Origin of the sequence: Necropsobacter massiliensis (assembly GCF_000827595.2) — a bacterium.
Classification (GTDB): domain Bacteria; phylum Pseudomonadota; class Gammaproteobacteria; order Enterobacterales; family Pasteurellaceae; genus Necropsobacter; species Necropsobacter massiliensis.
The window spans coordinates 52,329-73,903 of sequence record NZ_LN776193.1 but is presented as its reverse complement, the minus strand read 5'-3'; the positions used below and the strand labels follow the sequence as shown (position 1 = coordinate 73,903).

General features: G+C 45.1%; 18 protein-coding genes and 1 tRNA gene. 12 read left to right on the top strand and 7 right to left on the bottom strand.

The window, feature by feature from the left end; all coding sequences use genetic code 11:
• From BN3349_RS11110 to BN3349_RS11085, 6 genes are all read left to right on the top strand, one after another.
• Nucleotides 1–306, top strand: a 306-nt coding sequence (locus BN3349_RS11110; protein WP_040977448.1) for a 4Fe-4S dicluster domain-containing protein, incomplete at its 5' end; no start/stop codon positions are given.
• Nucleotide 307: 1 nt separating this feature from the next.
• Nucleotides 308–733, top strand: coding sequence for a nitrate reductase cytochrome c-type subunit (locus BN3349_RS11105; RefSeq protein WP_040977447.1), 426 nt, complete (start codon nucleotides 308–310; stop codon nucleotides 731–733).
• Between the two features lie 11 nt (nucleotides 734–744).
• On the top strand, nucleotides 745–1,332 hold the full coding sequence (locus BN3349_RS11100) for a cytochrome c3 family protein (RefSeq protein ID WP_040977446.1): 588 nt from the start codon (nucleotides 745–747) through the stop codon (nucleotides 1,330–1,332).
• Between the two features lie 238 nt (nucleotides 1,333–1,570).
• On the top strand, nucleotides 1,571–3,703 hold the full coding sequence (gene pnp, locus BN3349_RS11095; RefSeq protein ID WP_040977445.1) for a polyribonucleotide nucleotidyltransferase: 2,133 nt from the start codon (nucleotides 1,571–1,573) through the stop codon (nucleotides 3,701–3,703).
• Nucleotides 3,704–3,822: 119 nt separating this feature from the next.
• A complete protein-coding gene (gene nlpI / locus BN3349_RS11090; RefSeq protein ID WP_040977444.1) occupies nucleotides 3,823–4,725 on the top strand; it encodes a lipoprotein NlpI in 903 nt (300 codons plus the stop codon).
• A gap of 191 nt (nucleotides 4,726–4,916) precedes the next feature.
• The gene (locus tag BN3349_RS11085) at nucleotides 4,917–6,770 is read left to right on the top strand and encodes a DEAD/DEAH box helicase (RefSeq protein ID WP_040977455.1); all 1,854 of its coding nucleotides are present in this window, start codon (nucleotides 4,917–4,919) and stop codon (nucleotides 6,768–6,770) included.
• 58 nt (nucleotides 6,771–6,828) lie between these two features.
• On the opposite strand, the gene BN3349_RS11080 is transcribed toward BN3349_RS11085, so the two are convergent.
• Genes BN3349_RS11080 through tsaD form a run of 3 tightly spaced genes read right to left on the bottom strand, consistent with a single transcriptional unit; the run spans nucleotide 6,829 to nucleotide 8,714 of the window.
• Nucleotides 6,829–7,407 (bottom strand): thymidine kinase, encoded by a 579-nt coding sequence (locus BN3349_RS11080; RefSeq protein ID WP_040977443.1) that lies wholly within the window; start codon nucleotides 7,405–7,407, stop codon nucleotides 6,829–6,831.
• A 28-nt stretch (nucleotides 7,408–7,435) separates the two neighbouring features.
• A complete protein-coding gene (locus tag BN3349_RS11075; RefSeq protein ID WP_040977442.1) occupies nucleotides 7,436–7,669 on the bottom strand; it encodes a hypothetical protein in 234 nt (77 codons plus the stop codon).
• Nucleotides 7,670–7,682: 13 nt separating this feature from the next.
• A complete protein-coding gene (tsaD, locus tag BN3349_RS11070; protein WP_040977441.1) occupies nucleotides 7,683–8,714 on the bottom strand; it encodes a tRNA (adenosine(37)-N6)-threonylcarbamoyltransferase complex transferase subunit TsaD in 1,032 nt (343 codons plus the stop codon).
• 225 nt (nucleotides 8,715–8,939) lie between these two features.
• On the opposite strand from tsaD, the gene rpsU reads away from it, so the two are divergent.
• From rpsU to BN3349_RS11040, 6 genes are all read left to right on the top strand, one after another.
• Nucleotides 8,940–9,155 (top strand): 30S ribosomal protein S21, encoded by a 216-nt coding sequence (gene rpsU, locus BN3349_RS11065; protein WP_005717672.1) that lies wholly within the window; start codon nucleotides 8,940–8,942, stop codon nucleotides 9,153–9,155.
• A 128-nt stretch (nucleotides 9,156–9,283) separates the two neighbouring features.
• Nucleotides 9,284–11,041 carry a DNA primase gene (dnaG, locus tag BN3349_RS11060; RefSeq protein WP_040977440.1) on the top strand — a complete coding sequence of 586 codons (1,758 nt, stop codon included), beginning with the start codon at nucleotides 9,284–9,286 and terminating at the stop codon, nucleotides 11,039–11,041.
• 74 nt (nucleotides 11,042–11,115) lie between these two features.
• Nucleotides 11,116–12,990, top strand: coding sequence for an RNA polymerase sigma factor RpoD (gene rpoD, locus BN3349_RS11055; RefSeq protein WP_040977439.1), 1,875 nt, complete (start codon nucleotides 11,116–11,118; stop codon nucleotides 12,988–12,990).
• Nucleotides 12,991–13,105: 115 nt separating this feature from the next.
• Nucleotides 13,106–13,182, top strand: a tRNA-Ile gene (locus BN3349_RS11050).
• A 152-nt stretch (nucleotides 13,183–13,334) separates the two neighbouring features.
• Nucleotides 13,335–15,086: a ShlB/FhaC/HecB family hemolysin secretion/activation protein gene (locus BN3349_RS11045; protein WP_040977438.1), complete on the top strand. Its 1,752-nt coding sequence runs from the start codon at nucleotides 13,335–13,337 to the stop codon at nucleotides 15,084–15,086.
• Between the two features lie 45 nt (nucleotides 15,087–15,131).
• Nucleotides 15,132–19,628 (top strand): two-partner secretion domain-containing protein, encoded by a 4,497-nt coding sequence (locus tag BN3349_RS11040; protein ID WP_052461939.1) that lies wholly within the window; start codon nucleotides 15,132–15,134, stop codon nucleotides 19,626–19,628.
• Between the two features lie 45 nt (nucleotides 19,629–19,673).
• Here the strand turns inward: BN3349_RS11040 and BN3349_RS11035 are convergent, their stop codons facing one another.
• The 4 genes from BN3349_RS11035 to BN3349_RS11020 all read right to left on the bottom strand — a co-directional run bounded on the left by BN3349_RS11035 (nucleotide 19,674) and on the right by BN3349_RS11020 (nucleotide 21,569).
• Nucleotides 19,674–19,931 (bottom strand): hypothetical protein, encoded by a 258-nt coding sequence (locus tag BN3349_RS11035; RefSeq protein ID WP_040977437.1) that lies wholly within the window; start codon nucleotides 19,929–19,931, stop codon nucleotides 19,674–19,676.
• 130 nt (nucleotides 19,932–20,061) lie between these two features.
• Nucleotides 20,062–20,472 (bottom strand): Gp49 family protein, encoded by a 411-nt coding sequence (locus tag BN3349_RS12270; RefSeq protein ID WP_245853828.1) that lies wholly within the window; start codon nucleotides 20,470–20,472, stop codon nucleotides 20,062–20,064.
• A gap of 10 nt (nucleotides 20,473–20,482) precedes the next feature.
• The gene (locus BN3349_RS11025) at nucleotides 20,483–20,959 is read right to left on the bottom strand and encodes a hypothetical protein (protein ID WP_040977436.1); all 477 of its coding nucleotides are present in this window, start codon (nucleotides 20,957–20,959) and stop codon (nucleotides 20,483–20,485) included.
• Nucleotides 20,952–21,569 (bottom strand): hypothetical protein, encoded by a 618-nt coding sequence (locus tag BN3349_RS11020; RefSeq protein ID WP_040977435.1) that lies wholly within the window; start codon nucleotides 21,567–21,569, stop codon nucleotides 20,952–20,954. The genes BN3349_RS11025 and BN3349_RS11020 overlap by 8 nt, the downstream gene beginning before the upstream one ends.
• Nucleotides 21,570–21,575 lie beyond the last annotated feature (6 nt).

The window sequence follows — 21,575 nt, the reverse complement described above, 5'->3', positions numbered from 1 at the left end:
TTTGATTTACTGATTGCGGAACATGGCTGGTGCGGGCATTTATGTCCGCTCGGCGCGGCTTACGGGCTGATTGGCGCGCGTGGCATTGCACGGGTTAAAGTGGTTGAGCGCAGCCGGTGCGATAACTGCATGGACTGCTATAACGTCTGTCCGGAACCGCAGGTACTGCGTTCACCGTTGCACGGCAAGAATAACGAAACTCTGCTTGTGCTTTCGAAAGATTGTATCAGTTGCGGACGTTGTATTGATGTCTGTGCTGAAAACGTATTTACCTTTACTACCAGATTTAATCATTCGGGGGAATAAAATGATTAAAAAAACGTTATTTATTTTGACCGCACTTTTTGCGGCAACTGCGGGCGCAGATGAAGTGGACAATTATCTACAAGGATCGTCGGAATATGTCGCTCCGGCATTTCATAATGAACCGAAAGAAAGCGATCGGTATGCGTTGAGTTATGTAAATCAACCGCCGATGATACCTCATGCGGTGAAAAATTATCAGATTACAAAAAATACCAACCAATGTCTGAATTGCCACAGCGTCGAAGCCTCGCGGATAACTGGCGCGACCCGTATTAGCCCGACGCATTTTATGGATCGCGACGGCAATATTGTCGGTTCGTCCACTTCGCCGCGCCGTTATTTCTGTTTGCAATGCCATACATCACAATCAGATGTTGAGCCGATTGTATCGAATGAGTTCAAACCGCTGAAAGGCTACGGTAAATAATCGGGGGATTTATGCTGAAATTAATCAAACGGTTCTGGCATTGGTTCCGTACGCCGAGCCGCATTGCGGTGGGCGTGCTAATTACGCTGTCGTTTATTGCCGGTATCGTGTTTTGGGGGGGCTTCAATACGGCGCTGGAATATACCAATACGGAAGAATTTTGTTCCAGCTGTCATATGAACGATGTGGTGCCGGAATACCGTCATTCGGTGCATTATATGAACCGCAGCGGGGTGAAAGCGACTTGTTCGAACTGCCATTTGCCGCATGAATTTATTCCGAAATGGACGCGTAAAATCAAAGCGGCGGGCGAAGTGTATTCCTATGTAATGGGACATGTGGATACCAAAGAGAAATTTGACGCGCATCGACTGGAAATGGCGGAACGCGAATGGGCGCGAATGAAAGCCAATAATTCGCAGGAGTGCCGTAATTGCCATAATTTTGATGCGATGGATTTCAGCCAGCAGAAAACCGTGGCGGAAAGAATGCACTCACTGGCGATTAAAGAAGGCAAAACCTGTATTGATTGCCATAAGGGGATTGCTCACCAACTGCCGGATATGAGCGGCGTGAAATCGGGTTTTGTAGACGACTAAACACATAGCCGGTTTAAAATAGTATCAATCAATGCAAAAGCCCTGTATAATAACGGGGCTTTAATTTTCCTGTTGGCGTGCGGCTATCAAAAACGATTTTGATGTGAGATTAAAGTGCGGTCGATTTTAAGATCGTTTTTGCTAGTCGCAATTGGGAAAATAACGCATCAATGCGGTGGGGAAATCCCGCCCTATTTTTTACTTAAAATATCACCTATTACATTATAAGGAAAATATTGTGAATCCAATTGTAAAACAATTTAAATACGGTCAGCATACCGTCACGTTAGAAACCGGTGCGATTGCCCGTCAGGCAACTGCGGCGGTGATGGCGAGCATGGACGATACTACGGTATTTGTCAGCGTCGTGGCAAAAAAAGAGGTTAAAGAAGGGCAGGATTTCTTTCCGTTAACCGTAAATTATCAGGAACGCACTTATGCGGCGGGACGTATTCCGGGCGGTTTCTTTAAGCGTGAAGGTCGTCCGTCCGAGGGCGAAACCTTGATCGCGCGTTTAATCGACCGCCCTATTCGTCCGTTATTCCCGGAAGGGTTTTTTAACGAGATTCAGATTGTGGCGACTGTGGTTTCCGTCAATCCGCAGATCAGCCCTGATTTAGTGGCGATGATTGGTGCCTCGGCAGCGCTTTCTTTATCTGGCGTGCCGTTTAACGGACCTATCGGTGCAGCGCGTGTCGGCTTTATCAATGATCAGTTTGTGCTGAATCCGACCATGAACGAACAAAAACAAAGTCGTTTGGATTTAGTGGTCGCCGGTACCGATAAAGCGGTGCTGATGGTGGAATCGGAAGCGGATATTCTGACGGAAGAACAAATGTTGGCGGCAGTCGTATTCGGTCATCAACAACAACAGGTGGTTGTAGAAGCGATCAAAGAATTTGCCGAACAAGCGGGTAAACCGCGTTGGGAATGGGTTGCACCGCAGCCGGATAACAGCTTGATTGAACAAGTGAAAGCACTGGCGGAAAGCCGCTTGGGCGATGCTTACCGCATCACCGAAAAACAAGCGCGTTATGAACAAATTGATGCGATTAAAGCCGATGTGATTGCACAACTAAGCGCGCAGGACGAAACGGTCAGCGAAGGTAAAATTATTGATATTATCACCGCACTTGAAAGCCAAATCGTGCGCAGTCGTATTTTAAAAGGTGAGCCGCGTATTGACGGACGTAGTGTTGATACTGTGCGCGCACTGGATATTTGTACCGGTGTGTTACCGCGTACGCACGGTTCTGCGATTTTCACCCGCGGTGAAACGCAGGCGTTGGCAGTTGCCACTTTAGGTACCGAACGTGATGCGCAGATTATTGATGAACTGACCGGCGAACGCTCCGATCATTTCCTGTTCCATTATAATTTCCCGCCGTATTCTGTGGGCGAAACCGGTATGATCGGTTCGCCGAAACGCCGTGAAATTGGTCACGGCCGCTTGGCAAAACGCGGCGTGGCGGCGGTGATGCCGAGCTTGGCAGAATTCCCTTATGTGGTGCGCGTGGTTTCCGAAATTACTGAATCCAACGGTTCTTCTTCAATGGCTTCCGTGTGCGGTGCCTCTTTAGCGTTGATGGATGCCGGTGTACCGATTAAATCGGCAGTGGCGGGTATTGCCATGGGGTTGGTAAAAGAAGAAGATAACTTTGTGGTGTTATCGGATATTCTGGGTGATGAAGACCACTTAGGCGATATGGACTTTAAAGTCGCCGGTACCCGTGCAGGCGTGACTGCGCTGCAAATGGACATTAAAATCGAAGGCATTACGCCGGAAATTATGCAAATCGCTTTAAATCAGGCGAAAGGCGCGAGAATGCACATTCTCGGCGTGATGGAACAAGCAATTGCCGCACCGCGCGCAGAAATTTCCGATTTTGCTCCGCGTATTCACACGATGAAGATCGATCCGAAGAAAATCAAAGATGTGATCGGTAAAGGTGGTGCGGTTATCCGTGCGTTAACCGAAGAAACCGGTACGTCAATCGATATTGATGACGACGGTACGGTGAAAATTGCGGCGGTAGATAATAACGCGGTGAAAGATGTGATGGCGCGTATTGAAGACATTACCGCAGAAGTGGAAGCCGGTCAGACTTACAAAGGTAAGGTGACCCGTTTGGCTGATTTCGGCGCGTTCGTTGCGATTGTGGGCAACAAAGAAGGTCTGGTGCATATTTCTCAAATCGCAGAAGAACGCGTAGAGAAAGTGAGCGATTATCTTGCCGTCGGTCAGGAGGTCACGGTAAAAGTGGTTGAAATTGACCGTCAGGGACGTATTCGTCTGACCATGAAAGACGTTGCGCCGAAACAGGATGCGGTATCTGAACAGGACGACGCCGCAGTCAGTGAACAGGCGTAACTAAGTTTATGCTTCATTATGCCGGGAAAAACCGCTTGCCCGGTATATGATGTATGATTTTATCCCCGCACTGTGTTGCGGGGAGTAACAAGCAATACCCGTGCTTTAAGGCTTATCTGATGACACAACTTCCTCGGTTGTTAAGATTCGTGTGGTATATACCGAATTTATGCGTTGTTTTATTACTTGCCGGCTGTGTAAGTTCAAATCAAACTTTTGTCTCGAAGAATAAGATCGTTTTAGCCGAACAGAATCCGAACATCCATTTCGAACAGGAAGTGATGATTGTTCGGATCAGTCAGGTATTGCTGGTCGGGCGCATGAGCAATGAAGAGCGTGCCGCACTGCACTTTGAACGGGGTGTGTTATATGACAGCCTCGGACTTTGGGCGCTGGCGCGTTATGATTTTACTCAAGCGTTGGCGCTACAGCCGAAAATGGCGGCGGTATATAATTATCTGGGACTTTATTTGCTACTGGACGAGGATTACGACAGTGCGTTGGAAGCCTTCAACGCGGTGCTGGAGCTTGATCCCGGCTATGAATATACGTATTTAAACCGCGGGCTGGATTTTTACTATGTCGGTCGTTATAACCTTGCACAGCAGGATTTTCTGAAATTCTATCAAGCGGATAAAACCGATCCGTATCGTGTGCTGTGGTTATATCTTAACGAACTGAAATTTAAACCGGACGATGCCCTGCATAATCTGACAACCCGTGCAGCCAGCTTGTCGGAACAATACTGGGGAACTTATATCGTTCAATATTATTTAGGTAAACTGTCGGTTGAGGATTTACAGCAAAAAGCGCGGCATTTCGCCGATCCGGCTTCGTCGCAATATGCAGAGATCCTGACCGAAACCTATTTCTATCTGGCAAAACAAAAACTCAATCAAGGCCAAACGGAAGAAGCGGAAACGCTGTTTAAACTGGCCGTAGCGAATCAGGTGTATAACTTTGTTGAGTATCGTTTTGCAGTGCTTGAGCTGGCGAAATTAAAACGCACTCAGGCGCAATAAAAGCGGGAGCGGCAGCTTACCCGCAATAGTGCATGTTGTGAAACGTATTACTGATCAACAATGTGATAAACAGAGCAGCTGATTGAGTGGATGGTTTTCGCTTCTTTATTCGAATCCGTTATTCTCCCGGCGACACCTATGCTTTGTCGAACCGAAAACCGTTGTGCTTTCTTTTATTTGAGAATTTTTTAATGACTGAAACTAATTTAACTTTTAACGATTTAGGCTTGCCTGAATTTATTCTTAACGCCGTTGCCGATTTGGGCTTTACAGCACCTTCTCCGATTCAGCAGGCTTGTATTCCGCATTTATTGGCGGGGCGCGATGTGCTGGGTATGGCACAAACCGGCAGTGGTAAAACTGCCGCCTTTTCTTTACCGCTGCTGGCGCATATTGACAGCGAGAAAAAACATCCGCAAATGCTGGTAATGGCGCCGACCCGCGAGCTGGCGATTCAAGTGGCGGATGCCTGCGAACATTTTGTAAAACATGCCAAGGGGGTACGAATTGTCACCCTTTACGGCGGACAGCGTTACGATATTCAGTTGCGTGCGTTGAAACAGGGGGCACAGGTTGTGGTTGGGACGCCGGGGCGTATTCTTGATCATATTCGCCGCGGCACATTGGATTTATCGGAATTACAATCCATCGTGTTAGATGAAGCTGATGAAATGCTGCGTATGGGCTTTATCGACGATGTGGAAACCGTTATGGCGGAGTTGCCGGAACAACACCAGACCGCATTGTTTTCCGCTACCATGCCGGAACCGATTCGCCGGATCACCAAACGTTTCATGCACGAACCGCAAGAAGTGCGGATTCAATCTACCCAAAATACGGCGCCGGATATTACCCAGAGTTGCTGGTATGTACACGGTTTTCGCAAGAACGAAGCGCTGCTGCGTTTTCTGGAAGTGGAAGATTTTGACGCCGCGATTATCTTTACCCGTACCAAAACCGGTACGCTGGATATTACCGAATTATTGGAAAGACACGGTTTTCGTGCCGCCGCGCTAAACGGCGATATGACGCAGCAATTGCGTGAGCAAACGCTGGATCGTCTGCGTAACGGCAGTCTGGATATTCTGGTTGCTACCGATGTCGCAGCACGCGGGCTGGATGTTGAACGTATCAGTTTGGTCGTTAATTATGATATTCCGCTGGATGCGGAAAGTTATGTACACCGTATCGGTCGTACCGGCCGTGCGGGGCGTGCTGGTCGTGCATTGTTATTTGTTGATCCGCGCGAGAACCGTTTGCTGAAAAATATTGAACGGTTAACTAAAAAAGCCATTGATGAAGTGGAAGTACCGGATCACAGCGCATTACAAGCCTGCCGACGTAAAAAATTCGTGGCGCAGATTACCAAGCAGCTTGAGCATCATGATTTGTCGCAATATCGCAGTTTGCTGGAAGATTTGTTTACCGCCGATCAGGATCAGGAAGATATTGCCGCAGCCATGTTAATGTTGTTGCAAGGCAAACAGAAACTGATTTTGCCGCCGGATCCGATGATTGAAAAACGTTCCCGCCGTGAGCGCGCAGAACGTACCGAGCGTCGCGATCGCCGGGAAAATTCACGTTCTGCCGAGCGCAGAGGTTACGGTAATCCGCAGCCAATGGATTTATATCGTATCGAAGTGGGACGCGGCGACGGCGTGGAAGTGCGACATATTGTGGGCGCAATTGCCAACGAAGGGGATATTAACAGCCGTTATATCGGTCATATCAAATTGTATGATGAATATTCGACAGTAGAGCTGCCGCAAGGCATGCCGAAAGAAATGCTGCAAATGTTCGATAAAACTCGAGTAATGAATAAGCAGATGCGTATGTCTTTTTTGGGCGCGGTAAAAGGCGGTGAAAGCGCCGAATTCGGCGAGCGTCAGCGTAACAAACGCAACGGTAAAAACGGCGGACAGGGGGCAGCACGTGGTTTTACGCGCGATGGTGGTTTCGGTCGTGATGAACGCAGATTTAAAGAAAAAAGTCACCGCACTTTTAATGAGCGTCCACGCCGAGAACGCTACGATCGTAATCGATAAACGTGGTACGCAGACGAATTGTCTGCCGGCTAATCATCAAGGGGCGAATGCCCCTTTTTTAGTTTTCGATCTTCTCTTTATAATGCCGGCGACACACGGATACATAATGATTATTGCCGCCAATCTGAATCTGCTCGCCGTCTTTCACCACCTCGCCCTGATCATTTAGGCGCAGGACAAAGTTGGCTTTGCGTCCGCAGTAACAAATGGTTTTCAGTTCTTCCAGCTGATCTGCCCATGCCAACAGATGCCTACTGCCTTCAAACAGTTCCGCCTGAAAATCGGTGCGCAGACCGTAGCAAAGCACGGGAATATTCAGCTTATCCACCACATCGCTGAGTTGATATACTTGCTGTTTGGTCAGAAACTGCGCTTCGTCAACCAAAATGCAATGCAGTTTTTCCTTGCCTAAATGCAGCGCAATTTCGGCAAATAGATCGGTTTCTTTGCCGAACAGTTTGGCATCCTGACTGATCCCAATACGCGAGGTGACTTTACCCACACCGAAACGATCGTCGATGGCGGCGGTATAAACCAGCGTGTTCATATTGCGTTCGCGGTAATTGTAAGCAGATTGTAGCAGGGTGGTGGATTTCCCCGCATTCATGGTCGAATAATAAAAATAAAGTTTTGCCATAATGATCGTGTCGGTGATTGAAGTGCGGTTATTTTAACGCCCATTTCCAGACATAATAGCACAGCGCACCGGTCAACGGCGGCAATGCTGCCAGTATCAAAATGCCGACGGTAGTGCTTTGTCCGACCAGCCGACCGGCGACGGTTAGGTAATCGATTAGAGTCTGACTGGGTAAGGTAAAGATTGCGATGCCGATCATCAGCAGCATTAACATACAGCCGATGCCAGCGGCACGCATGGCGCGAAATTGAATCGAGTCCATTTGATTTATCCTTCTATTTGATTGCTTTCAGTTCAGTCATTGCCCAGCGCGGTTTTACCTCAATATCCAACGGTGAAGATTCGCCTTGTTTTAGGCGCAGGAAACCGGTGTAGGCGATCATTGCACCGTTGTCGGTACAAAATTGCGGTTGCGGATAAAACACCTCACCGCCGAGCTGTTGCATAAGGGCGGCAAGCGCCTGACGTAATGGCCGATTAGCACTTACGCCGCCGGCGATGACTAGCCGTTTTAAGCCGCTTTGTTGCAGCGCGCGGCGACATTTTATCGCCAGCGTCTCCACCACAGCCTGTTGGAACGCATGCGCAATGTCCGCTTTAGTTTGTTCGCTCAGCACGCCTTCTGCTTGATGCGCCTGATTAATTGTATTTGCCGCAAAGGTTTTTAAACCGGAAAAACTGAAATCCAGCCCCGGTCGGTCGGTCATCGGACGCGGAAAACTGAACCGTGCAGGTGTGCCTTTCTCCGCCAGACGGGACAGCGCCGCGCCGCCCGGATAGTCCAAACCAAGCAGTTTTGCGGTTTTATCAAAGGCTTCGCCGGCAGCGTCATCAATGCTTTCGCCGAGCAGCTGATATTGTCCCACCCCGTCAACCCGTATCAGTTGAGTATGTCCGCCGGACACCAGCAACGCGATAAATGGAAAGTGCGGTGCATTTTCTTCCAACATTGGGGCGAGCAGATGTCCTTCCAGATGATGAACGCCGACTGCCGGTACTCCCCACGCGTAAGCCAGTGCGCGCGCGATTGTCGAGCCCACTAGCAGCGCACCGACCAACCCGGGACCGCAGGTATAGGCGATACCGTCAATGTCGGCGGCGGTCAATTCGGCTTCACGCAATGCCGCCTGAATCAATGGTGCGGTTTTGCGGATATGATCACGCGAGGCAAGTTCAGGAACGACACCGCCGTAATCGGCATGCAGCGCAATCTGAGTGTATAATTGATTGGCGATTAAACCGCGCGTCTCATCATAAATGGCGACGCCGGTTTCATCGCAGGACGTTTCAATGCCTAAAACTCGCATCTCTTCTCTCTTTGTTGATTATAGAACGGCTGATGATTTTACCCCGTTTACGTCGTTTTCTCCAGTTTGACCGGGGATTTTGCCACAAAAGATCATTCTTTCCTTTACTTTTGGCATGGATTTAGATTAAAATTGCGACCCTTATTAGTTTGAATAAGCCGTTTATCAAAATCGAAACGGTCACTAAATTTTGCAAAATATTAATCCATATTGAGGTGATGGCTTATGCCTGTAATTAAAGTACGTGAAAACGAATCCTTTGACGTTGCATTACGTCGTTTCAAACGCTCTTGTGAAAAAGCTGGTATTTTGGCGGAAGTTCGCAGCCGTGAATTCTACGAAAAACCGACTACCATTCGCAAACGTGAAAACGCGACTCGTGCAAAACGTCACGCAAAACGCGTAGCTCGTGAAAACGCACGTAACACACGTTTATACTAATTAGCTATTTTTATAAAAACTCGAGTTAAGCGGACCGTGAAACCTTTTTGGAATCACGGTTTTGTTTTCTTATCATCTTTCATCTATTCTCAATTAACGGATAAACGCAAAGCATAGAGGTAAACTCGATGGCAGGTTTGATTCCACGTTCATTTATTGATGATCTTTTGGCAAGAACCGATATTGTCGAGCTGATCAATTCGAGAGTAAAACTGAAAAAAGCCGGGCGGGATTATCAGGCCTGCTGTCCTTTTCATCATGAGAAAACGCCGTCTTTTACGGTCAGTCAGAAAAAGCAGTTTTATCATTGTTTCGGTTGCCATGCGCACGGCAATGCCATTTCTTTTTTAATGGAGTACGATAAACTGGAGTTTACCGAGGCGGTGGAAGAGTTGGCGGCGATGCACGGGCTTGAAATTCCGCGCGAAAAATCACCGCACTTTGACGGCAAAACGCAGACCTCTTATCAAACCAAACGCAATCTGTATGAATTGATGGGGGAAATCGCGCGTTTTTATCAACAGCAATTGCCGCTGAATATTCCGGCGCAGAGTTATTTACAACAGCGCGGATTGTCGGCGGAGGTTATCGCGCGTTTCGGCATTGGTTTTTCGCCCAATCAGTTCGGCGGTTTGCTGCAACAGTTCGGACGTACTCAGGAAGAGCGCCGGAAGCTGTTTGAGCTCGGTATGTTGTCGCGCAATGACGGGCGTGAACCCTATGATCGTTTTCGCAATCGGATTATGTTTCCGATCCGCGATCGGCGCGGGCGTACTATTGCGTTCGGCGGGCGCGTGATCAGCGATGAAAAACCGAAGTATTTGAATTCGCCGGAAAGCGTAACCTACCATAAAGGTAATGAATTATACGGCTTGTTTGAGGCGCTGGAAGTCGATGACAACCCGTCGATGTTGCTGGTGGTGGAAGGCTATATGGATGTGGTTGCGCTGGCGCAGTTCGGCGTGAATTATGCGGTAGCCTCACTGGGCACGGCAACCACGCCGGAGCAAATTCAGCTGGCTTTTCGTGCCACTGAGCAAATAGTCTGCTGTTACGATGCCGACCGAGCAGGGCGCGATGCCGCATGGCGAGCGCTGGAAAATGCCCTGCCTTATTTGGAAGACGGGCGGCAGCTGAAATTTATTTTTCTGCCCGATGGCGAAGATCCAGACACATTTATTCGGCAATACGGCAAAGACGGTTTTGAAGATTACATAAGAAAAGCCCAGTCTTTAAGCGATTTTCTGTTTTCCACCCTCAGCGCGCAGGTGGATTTTTCTTCCAAAGAAGGGAAAAGCAAGCTTGCTGCATTGGCGGCACCGCTGATTAAACGCATTCCGGGTGAGATGCTGTGCTTGTCATTACGCAATCTGCTGGCGCAGAAACTGGGGATTTTTGATCAATCGCAATTGGCGCGTTTGATCCCGGCACAGCCGGACATCAGCGGAAAAGCCGGACACAGCGCGCCGACGGTTAAACGCACGCCGATGCGCATATTGATTGCCTTATTGTTGCAAAATCCGGAGCTTATTCGATTGGTGCCGAATTTAAGCGCGTTGAAAATATTGGATGAACCGGGTTTCGATTTATTCGAAAAATTGACCGCACTTTGCCGTGAACGGATCGGAATGACGACCGGGCAGATTCTGGAACATTGGCGCGATACGGAATACAGCCGCCCCCTTGAAATTCTGGCCGCTTGGAACCACTTAATTGACGAGGAAAAAATTGAAGATACCTTTCGCGAAACCCTGAAATATTTCTATCTTCAGCTGGTGGAGAAGAATATTGAGATTCTTATTGCCAAGGAGCGCGCCGGCGGACTGAATGCCGATGAGAAGCTGGAGCTGGCGCAATTATTAATAAAAAAGCAACAAAATAAATAGTTAATCACATATAAGAATGATAAAATCAGCCGTATTTTATCTTCCATAATGACGAATCGAGGCGGATATATAATATGGAGCAAAATCCACAATCTCAGTTGAAATTGTTAATTGCGCAAGGCAAAGAACAAGGTTATTTGACCTATGCGGAAGTTAACGATCATCTTCCTGAAGAGCTTGTTGATGCGGATCAGATCGAAGATATTATTCAGATGATTAATGATATGGGCATTCAGGTGCTGGAAACCGCGCCGGACGCCGATGATCTGTTACTGAATGAAAATATCACCGATGAAGACGCCGTTGAAGAAGCGACGCAGGTGTTATCAAGCGTAGAAGCCGAATTAGGACGGACGACCGATCCTGTGCGTATGTATATGCGTGAGATGGGCAGCGTGGAACTGCTGACACGTGAGGGCGAAATTGATATCGCCAAACGTATCGAGGAAGGCATTAACGAAGTGCAGAGCGCGGTTGCCGCATATCCAGAATCCATTACCTATTTACTGGATCAGTATGCGTTGGTTGAAGAAGGCGGTATGCGACTGGCTGATTTGATCACCGGTTTTGTTGATCCGAATGCGGTTGAAGGTGCGGAAGTCGATGAACTTGATGAATCTCTGTCCGACGATGAGGACGAGGATAGCGATATTTCCGATGAGGAACTCGACGACGACGAAGAAGACGATGAAGAAAATGAAGAGGATTCTTCAAGCGATGACAGTGATTCGGATAATTCGATTGATCCTGAAGTCGCACGCGAGAAATTTGCCGAACTCAAACAGCAATATCAGAAAACCTTAGATACCATCAATAAGTACGGTCGTGCGCGGAAAGCCACGAAGGATCAGATTCAGATTCTGGCCGATGTATTCACCCAATTCCGCTTGGTACCTAAACAATTTGATACGCTGGTTATTTCCATGCGTAGCATGATGAAACGCGTACGCCAGCAGGAACGCAGTATTCAGAAAATGGTGGTGGATCATGCGAAAGTGCCGAAAAGCATGTTCCAGAAAGATTTTATCGGACATGAAACCACTGATGCGTGGTTGGAAAAAGCCTTAGCGGCAGGAAAATCTTGGTCGGAAAAATTGGCGCAATATGAAGCACCGATCCGTCAAGCGATTGAAGAATTGATTCGGATTGAACAGGATACCGGCTTAACCGTAGCGCAAATTCGTGAAATCTGCGAACGGGTTGCACAAGGCGAATTGAAAGCCCGCCGTGCGAAAAAAGAAATGGTAGAGGCAAACCTGCGTCTGGTGATTTCCATTGCGAAAAAATATACTAACCGTGGCTTGCAGTTCTTGGATTTAATTCAGGAAGGTAACATCGGACTGATGAAAGCGGTAGATAAATTCGAATATCGCCGCGGTTATAAGTTTTCTACCTATGCGACATGGTGGATTCGTCAAGCGATTACCCGTTCTATCGCCGATCAGGCAAGAACTATCCGTATTCCGGTGCACATGATCGAAACAATCAATAAGCTGAATCGGATTTCTCGTCAGATGTTGCAGGAAATGGGGCGTGAGGCTTCACCGGAAGAACTGGCAGAACGTATGGGTATGCCGGAAGATAAAATCCGCAAAGTGCTGAAAATTGCCAAAGAGCCGATTTCTATGGAAACGCCGATCGGTGATGACGACGATTCCCATTTAGGTGATTTCATTGAAGATAGCACGTTAGAGTTACCATTGGATTCCGCTACGGCGCAGAGTCTGAAAGCGGCGACCCACGAAGTGCTGGAGGGATTGACACCGCGCGAAGCAAAAGTGCTGCGTATGCGCTTTGGTATTGACATGAACACCGATCACACGCTGGAAGAAGTCGGTAAACAGTTTGACGTTACCCGCGAGCGTATTCGTCAGATTGAAGCGAAAGCGCTACGCAAGCTGCGTCATCCAAGTCGTTCGGAAACCCTAAGAAGTTTTCTTGACGAATAATTAACACCCAAAAGCCCGAGCCAATCGGGCTTTTTTTCTGATTAAATTTCATGCGGACAATTACCTAATCCTAGACTTTAACCTGGTATTTACATATAATTCCCACACTCTTCCCGCCCCCATAGCTCAGTCGGTCAGAGCAGTCGACTCATAATCGATTGGTCACAGGTTCAAGTCCTGTTGGGGGCACCAGAAAACTTATCACCTCCTCTTTACTGCCATTATGTTCCCGATTAAGTAAAATTAACATAATGAAAACATGCGGTTATTTACATATTCTAATTTGATACGGTTCGGATAATCATGTAGAATCCGCCCTATAAATTACATAAATTAAATGAAAAATGACGCGCTTTCGACCAAAATTTCTTAGCATACCTCTTATTGCTATCTCAATTACTGTTTCTGCTAATCAACTTCCAAGGTTATCGGAGTTAAATCGACTTGATGCAATGGAGCAGCAACGCCAACAGCAATACCGGCAAGCTCAGCAGAAACAACTTCAACATCAAGCTGATGTGAGATTAGATACTTCTTATCAACCCTTATCACTTTCCAAACACGAATCTCCCTGTTATCCCATTCATCAAATTTCACTTATCGACTACGGTTCACATTCTTCCAAAAGCCAATTTCAATGGGCCTTTGATAAAGCCGTTCGTGACTTAAAATTAACCTTGCCGCATTGTTTCGGTGGTAACGGTTTAGGTATTTTAATGAAACAAGTGCAAAACAATATTATTGAGAAAGGTTATATCACGACGCGGGTTGTAATTGAAGAGCAAGATTTACGTGGTGGCAAACTGAATTTAACCGTGATTTTAGGCAAAATTCGCAACACCATTGTTGTCGATAGCGGTGTCGTGCCTCGCTTTACTAAACTGCATGCGCTGACCGGTTTTACTTTTGCAAAAGGTGATCTTTTAAATGTGCGTGATATTGAACATTCTCTTGAAAATTTAAAACGTGTGCCAACGGCAGAAGCCAATATTGAGATTTTACCGAGTGAGGCGGATTCGGCTTCGGTGGGGGAAAGCGATATAAAAATCAGCTATGCACAAGGCATTCCTTTTCGTTTAAATTTAGGCTTAGATGATGCCGGCTCAACTTCAACCGGAAAATATCAGGTTAGCGGCACATTCTCTTTCGATAATATGCTTTCGGCAAACGATCTTTTTTACGCGTCTTTCACTCATAGCCTAAAAACACACAATGATGATAAAGGCAAGCGAGCCAGCAAAAACTTAACTTTCTATTACTCTATTCCTTTTGGGTATTGGACTTTATCTGCTTTCCAAACTTATAACCGTTATCATCAAGAAGTCTTTGGAAATCTTGATAACAACTACCGTTATGCCGGTAAAAGTAATACCACTAAGGCGACACTGTCTTATTTACTTTATCGGGATGATAAGCGTAAAACTTTTATATCCGGTAGTTTTTGGTCTCGTCAATCGCAAAACTATGTAGATGGTAGGGAAGTGGATATTCAAAAACGTCGCATGGCAGGTTGGGAGGCAGGCTTTTCACATAAAGAATATATTGGTAATGCGACACTTGAATTATCAGCGAGCTATAAACGAGGTACCGGAGCAAGAGGCGCATTATCAGCGCCAGAAGAACGTTGGAATGAAGGTACCTCACGCCCGCAAATTATTACCGCCACGATGGATTTTAGCCAATCTTTTATGTTGGGCAAGCAGCCGTGGCAATTTAATTCTACTTGGAGCGGTCAATGGAATAAAACCCCGCTCATTCCTCAAGATAGATTTAGTATAGGCGGACGTTATACGGTACGTGGATTTGATGGGGAATTAACACTTTTAGGCGAGCGCGGTTGGTTATGGCGTAATGAATTGGCTTGGAATGTGAATAACTTAGGGCATCAGTTCTATGTCGCGTTGGATGGTGGCAGAGTAATGGGGTTGTCTACCCGATATCAGCTTGGGCATCATTTAATGGGGTCGGCATTAGGTTTACGTGGTAATGTAAAAAATATGTCTTACGATGTCTTTGTCGGTAAGCCTATTCGTAAACCGGAAGGTTTTAAGACTTCTAATGCCGTAGCCGGCTTTAATTTAAGTTACCGTTTCTAATACGGGGCAAGATTTTTCCGTTAATCAATAAAACGAGATTAGTATATGAATAAACAAAGTTTCCGTGTTATTTTCAGTAAAGCTTTACAACGTTTAGTGGTTGTTTCTGAGTTGGTCAAAGCAGAGGGTAAATCAACCGAAAAATCACCGTTTACCTTTCCGCAACTTGTTGCTCGAATTCGACCGCTTATGTTTAGCCTATTTTGTGTGTTAGGTTTTATTACATTTTCTGATGCTGCCCTTGCTGAAACGTTGATTATTCAAGCAGATAGATCTGCTCCGAAGAATCAACAACCTATTGTATTACAAACGGCAAAAGGCGTGCCTCAGGTTAATATTCAAACCCCGAATGATAACGGGCTTTCTCACAATAAATATACTAAATTCGATGTTGATACCAAAGGCGCTATCTTAAACAACAGTCGTACTAACGTGCTTACTCAACAAGCCGGTTTGGTTGCTGGCAACCCTTATCTTGTGCGGGGTGAGGCTAAAGTGATTTTAAATGAAATCAATTCTTCTGACCCATCGGTATTAAAAGGATATGTTGAGGTCGCAGGTAAAAAAGCGGATGTGATTATTGCCAACCCATCGGGTATTCATTGCGAAGGTTGTGGTGTGATAAATTCGGATAGAGCGACTCTGACTACGGGTAAGCCTCAAATTAAACATGGCAATCTTGACAGTTTTGTTGTAGAAAAAGGCAGGGTGAGTGTTTCAGGCAAAGGCTTAGACAATAGCCATGTTGATTATACAGACATTATTGCCCGAGAGACGAAAATTAACGCAGGTATTTGGTCGACAAGAGAAACTAAGGTAGTGACGGGCAAAAATACGGTTAAGCGATCAGATAACCCGAAAGACTTGCAAATTATTCACACCACTCAACCGCTTGCAACCGAAAACCGACCACAATTTGCGGTAGATGTGGGCGAGTTGGGCGGAATGTATTCGGGCAAAATTCATCTAATCGGTACGGAACAGGGCGTGGGGGTACGTAATGCCGGGCATTTGGGGGCAGATGCGGACACTTTGCAAATCGACAGTCAAGGACGTATCGTCAATACCGGCACATTAAATGCGCATAACGCGGTTCAACTCACAGGTACCAAAGGCATTGAAAACCGCGGTAAAATCGAAAACCGTCAGAGGGATATCAGCCTTAAAACAGCGTCAGACATTCAACAAGACGGCGTGATCGTTGCGCGGGCAGGGAGTATTTATAACACCGCAAATCAAGCCATTGTTCAGAAAGGTGAAACTCTTGCTAAGGGGAATATTAGCTATCAAGCGCCAGAAGTCACGGCATTAGCGAATTCGCTTATCGCCGCGGGCGTGAATGTTCAAGATACTAAGCAAGGCGAAGTACGTTTACTGGAAAATATGTCTGCACAAGGTAAAAGTGTGACAGTTAAGTCAACAGGTAACACGACTTTACAAGGTAAAAATATCGCATCAGGTAAAGTTAAAGTAAGCGCAGCCGAGGCAAATTTAGACGAGAGCCATACATCTTCCCATTCAATTAATATCACGGCTTTGCAAGGAAGAATCCAAGCACATAACGCAACTGTGATTGCAAATAAGGATTTAACCTTAACGACACCCACCTTACTTGAAACTCAAAATAGCTACTTCAAAGCAGAAAAATTAACAACCCAACAGCGTTCTCTTAATACTCAACATGCCACTTGGGAGCAAACAGGCACAGGTGAATTAAAGCTAGATGTGGCGGATAAGTTAACAAATAACGGCGGTACTTTTAAAACCCAAGGGGATTTAACCGTTAATGCGCAAGGCATGGATAACCGACAAGGACGGTTGATTACCCACGGAAAACTTACTGTCAATGCGAACAAAGGAAAAGTTGATTCAACAAATGGCACCTTTATTGCAGCTCAAACGCTTGCGATAAATTCCGGTGAGCTTATCAATGATGGCGGTTTGATTCAGTCTGACCAAAATGTGATGATTAATACCCAAAAGCAATCTTTATCCAATAAACACACATTAACTGATAGCCAAGATAACGGAATTGTGGCACTGGGTATGCTTGATATTCAGTCAGCAAATTTATTTAATCAGCAAGGTCGTATTGTAAGCGTAGGTAAGCAAAACTTAAAAGTTGCTGATATTAATAACCAACAAGGTGTGATTTATGCTCGGCACGATTTAACCTTAAACGCTAAAAATCTATCTAATGATCAAGGTAAAATCAATTCGGTTAACCAAGCCGACATTACGCTTGCGGGTAATTTAAATCAGCAGAACGGTATAATTGACGCAAAAAAATTAAATTTAGCGGTCAATACACTGGACTCAACAGCGCAAAGTTTAATTGTTGCGGATAATTTGAATATCACGACTTCAGGTAAATTAACCAATCAAGATAGCCGTATTATTGCCAAGTTTGATGGCAATATTGCGACGGACAATACACTACATAATGAAAATAGCGCGCTTGGCAGTCAACAAGGTAGTTTAACGCTTAATACACATCATCACAGTTTAGTGAATAAAAAAGGAAATATTGTCGCCGCACAACATATCGCACTGGCAAGCGGAACAATCGATAATCGACAAGGATTATTTTCTGCAAAGCATATTACTCTCAACAGTAATGGGCAAACCATTAACAACCAAGATACTTTCTCTGACACTCGACATACCGGAATTATTGCCCAAAATACATTAATACTTACCACCGGCGTATTAAATAACGTCAAGGGCAATATTTTCTCGCATAATCGCAACACGATAAATGCCTCTTCGCTGACTAATCATAATGGGGAAATTCGTGCGCTATCACAACTTGATTTAAATCTAACCGCACTTTTACAGAATGCGGGACTTGTTACGGCGAATGCGGTTAATTTAGTCTCTCAACGTATTCAATCAAATCAAAAGAGCGAAATCAGCGGTTCTTTCGTCAACATCACGGCTCAAACGCTGGATAATCAAGAAAGTAAATTGCTTGCACGTCAACGCGCTAATATTGATGTTCGACACGGTATTCAAAATCAAAACGGTACCTTGGCAAGCCTGAACAAAAGCCTTTTGATTAATGCGCATCAATCAGCATTGAATAATACGGGCGGCATTATCGCTGCACAAAACGGCACTCTGCAATTAGCGGCGAATACGCTGGATAATCAACAGGGCATGATTCGTGCACATATTGCCAATATTACGGCGCGCCAACATATAGATAACAGTAATACCCTGATGAATAAAACGCAGGGCATTATTGTTACCGATCTGAACTTAAATACGCATCACATTAACAATCAAAAAGGTCGTATTACCGCATTTAATCGGGCGACGCTCAACGCCGCAGATATTCAAAACCGCGCAGGGGAAATCTTGACTGTAAAAGACGGGACTTTGCGTTCGGATAAAATTAATAACCAAGCGGGAATAATTGCTTCTACCACGGGCGGTTTAAGCATTGCCACACAAACTGTTCTAAATAACCAACAAGGCAATATCAGTGCGCTAAATAAACTTACACTGAATGCAAAAGGGTTGGATAATCAACAAGGTAATATCACCGCATCCAATCGGTTAATTATTAATACGGCACAACAAACACTGAATAACCAAGGCGGCACAATTTTTGCTAATCATCAGACAGAAATTGAATCTGGAGAAATACATAATCAGCAAGGACTTATTCGTGCAGATAGCGAACTTTCTATTGACGCTGGAAAAAATATAATTGATAACCGCCATACTCAAGGTAAAGCGCAAGGTATTGTGGGGCTGGGGAATGCGGTTTTACGAGGTGTGCAGGCTTTGCTCAACCAGCAAGGTAAACTCTATGCTGAAAATTCGCTAAATATTGGTGTTCAAACTAACACTAATAACCGCCAAGGGATGATACAATCCGGCGGAACGCTTACCCTTTCTAGCCAAAAACTCGATAATCAAGCTGGCAGCATTAGCGCTAAAAATGCAGGCAGTGTGACCGCGCATAGTATTAACAACCGCGCCATCTCTGAAAAAGGGTCGCTTATTTTCGCAGAATCTCTGACTTTAAACGCTCAGCAAGTTGATAACCAAGGTACAAAAGCGAAAGGCGCAAATCCAACACAAGGCGTTCAAGGCAATCACATTACCATTCAAACCGCTGCTCTGAATAATCGGCAAGGTGGCATTTATAGTACGAATAATATCTCGATTATCGCGAGTCGTCGCTTAGATAACCATCAAGGCGAGCTATTAGCCGTCAATACGCTGAATGTATTGCACAATGGCGGTTTAATGATAAATAACGAGGAAGGATTGGTTCAAGCGAATAAAACGATTAATTTAAATGCAAAAGGATTCGAATCTGAGGGCGATATTAAAACAAAGGGTGATTTAAACATTACCTTAAAAGATAGCGTTGTGTTAAATCATCTGTTTGAAGCGAGCAATCTTACGTTGAAAACAGAGGGAGATTTTACTAACAACGTTGAACAAAGCGTTGTAAAGCCGCGCGAGATAAATGCCACAAAAAAGCGAGATAAATGCCAACCCCGCTTTTTTCATATATTGAAATAGTGTTACATATTATTTAATGTAGATTAAATGAATTTCTGTGTTGTGCTATTTAAGTTTTTTTGCAACAGGTTGTATTTCACCATCTTTTGTTAGAGGTTCAAATTCCAAACTTCGCTCCCGTACATTGACAATAAGCCGAAGACTGGGGAAAGCATGCTTGTAACAAAATTCAAGTAAGCCGGCCATTAAATTATGCATGTCTGGTTCACACCCCAGCTTAATTCCTTTATTCATTTCATCTCGTAGATATGCGGTTACTGAGTCATGCATTAACTCGTCTAACATTTCTTTGCCTAGAAACATACACAATCCTTTTGCTTGCTATTATGTTAGTATAATGTCTGTGCTACGACGGCTGCAACTGCTAATGCAACTAAACTTTTCTTCATTTTAAACCTGCCACAATATCTAATTTATTTTCAATAATTTGGTGTTATTTGTCTTTGTGGAACGAACCATCAGCATTGTGCCAATGCGCCGCGGGCAGCTCATCACCATTGTGTTCAATGACTAATAATTTGCCAAATGGACTTTGATAAACCACTTCAGCAGCGTTTCCATTGCGCAATCTTACAGCACCTTTTGCTGCTTCATAGCGGCGTTGTTTTAACAGGTAGCCTTCCAGCTCCCATAATTTTTCGAAAGCGTTTTTATAAGCTATGTCTTCGCCAATTTTTTCATTAAAATTTTTGTCCGAAATGCAAGCGCTCGTACCTACAACCTGGAAGCCATTGCATAGTGTAATTGTACAGATTGTTAACATGCCTTGATGAATATAATCTGTTTTCATCACTAGGCGATTTAAATATTCTGTTGTTAATTTGTCTATTTGTAATAAACCCATTTTAAATTCCTTATTTAAAAATCGTTGCTAATTGATTTGGGCTAAACCGCCATCCGTTTTCATTGCCGAAAACGGCGTTAAAACACCACTCTGAACAGAAGTATTTACTGCGTTTCTCTTTAATTCCAAGCACCACACCTAACGCTCCCCACCAGTCATAAGCCTGACCTTTAGTTTGGTTGAAATAGGCTTTAATTTGGCCTTCTGCTACGTTTGGCAATAGTACTAAATCCCATTTGCCATCACGGACGTTGATTTGCTTACAACGCACGCCACCGTCTTGTACTGATGATGAATAACAGTCATAAACCACATCGTGTTCGTAATGTCCACCGCTTGTAAATTCTCGGCGTTCAATCACCAATTCACAGTGGCTATAGTCGCCTTTGGTAAAGCAACGCGTCACAGCGTCCGCAAAGGCTTTCCACGGCTCTTTGTGCCAAGAACGTTTGTGTTTGTAAAATGCGAGATAAATTTTATTATCCATTCTGATACGCCTCCGCTAAGTTGTTCATTTGTTGAATGATGTCATCATGGATCTCTTTCATTTCTTCCAAACTCAACCCATCACGCTTTAACTCATACTTGCGCATACGTTGATTGGCAAGCTCAACCTGTAATTTTTCTAAGCCGGCTGCTTGCTGAAGAATAATATCGGTTGCGGTTTTATTATCGAGATTGGCTTTTTGCGCAAAATCCGTAATGTAACGACTGACTTCACCTTGATAATTTTCCGCTTGAAAGGCTAATGCTGCGTCTTTTCGTTCTCGATATTCGCTTTCAAATCGCGTCCAAATGCTGTAAATGCTGGCAGCTTTGTCATCAATGCTAGTGATGTATTGCTGGTGCTTTTGGAATTTAAGCTCGGCTTGTTTTGCGTCTGTAATAATCCATTCCGTTCCTGTCCATTCATGATCTACACTTGGTCTAATTGTTGTGGCTTTCAACTGACCTTCTGCTATGTAAAGCACTGCTCCTTGATTACGTTTTTCAATAAATTCAACATACTCAGAGTCACTCACGGAAAGGGCATGAGATGGAATGTCGTGAATACCTTTTACAATAAAGGCATCATTTTCAATATCATAAAAATACATGTTTTA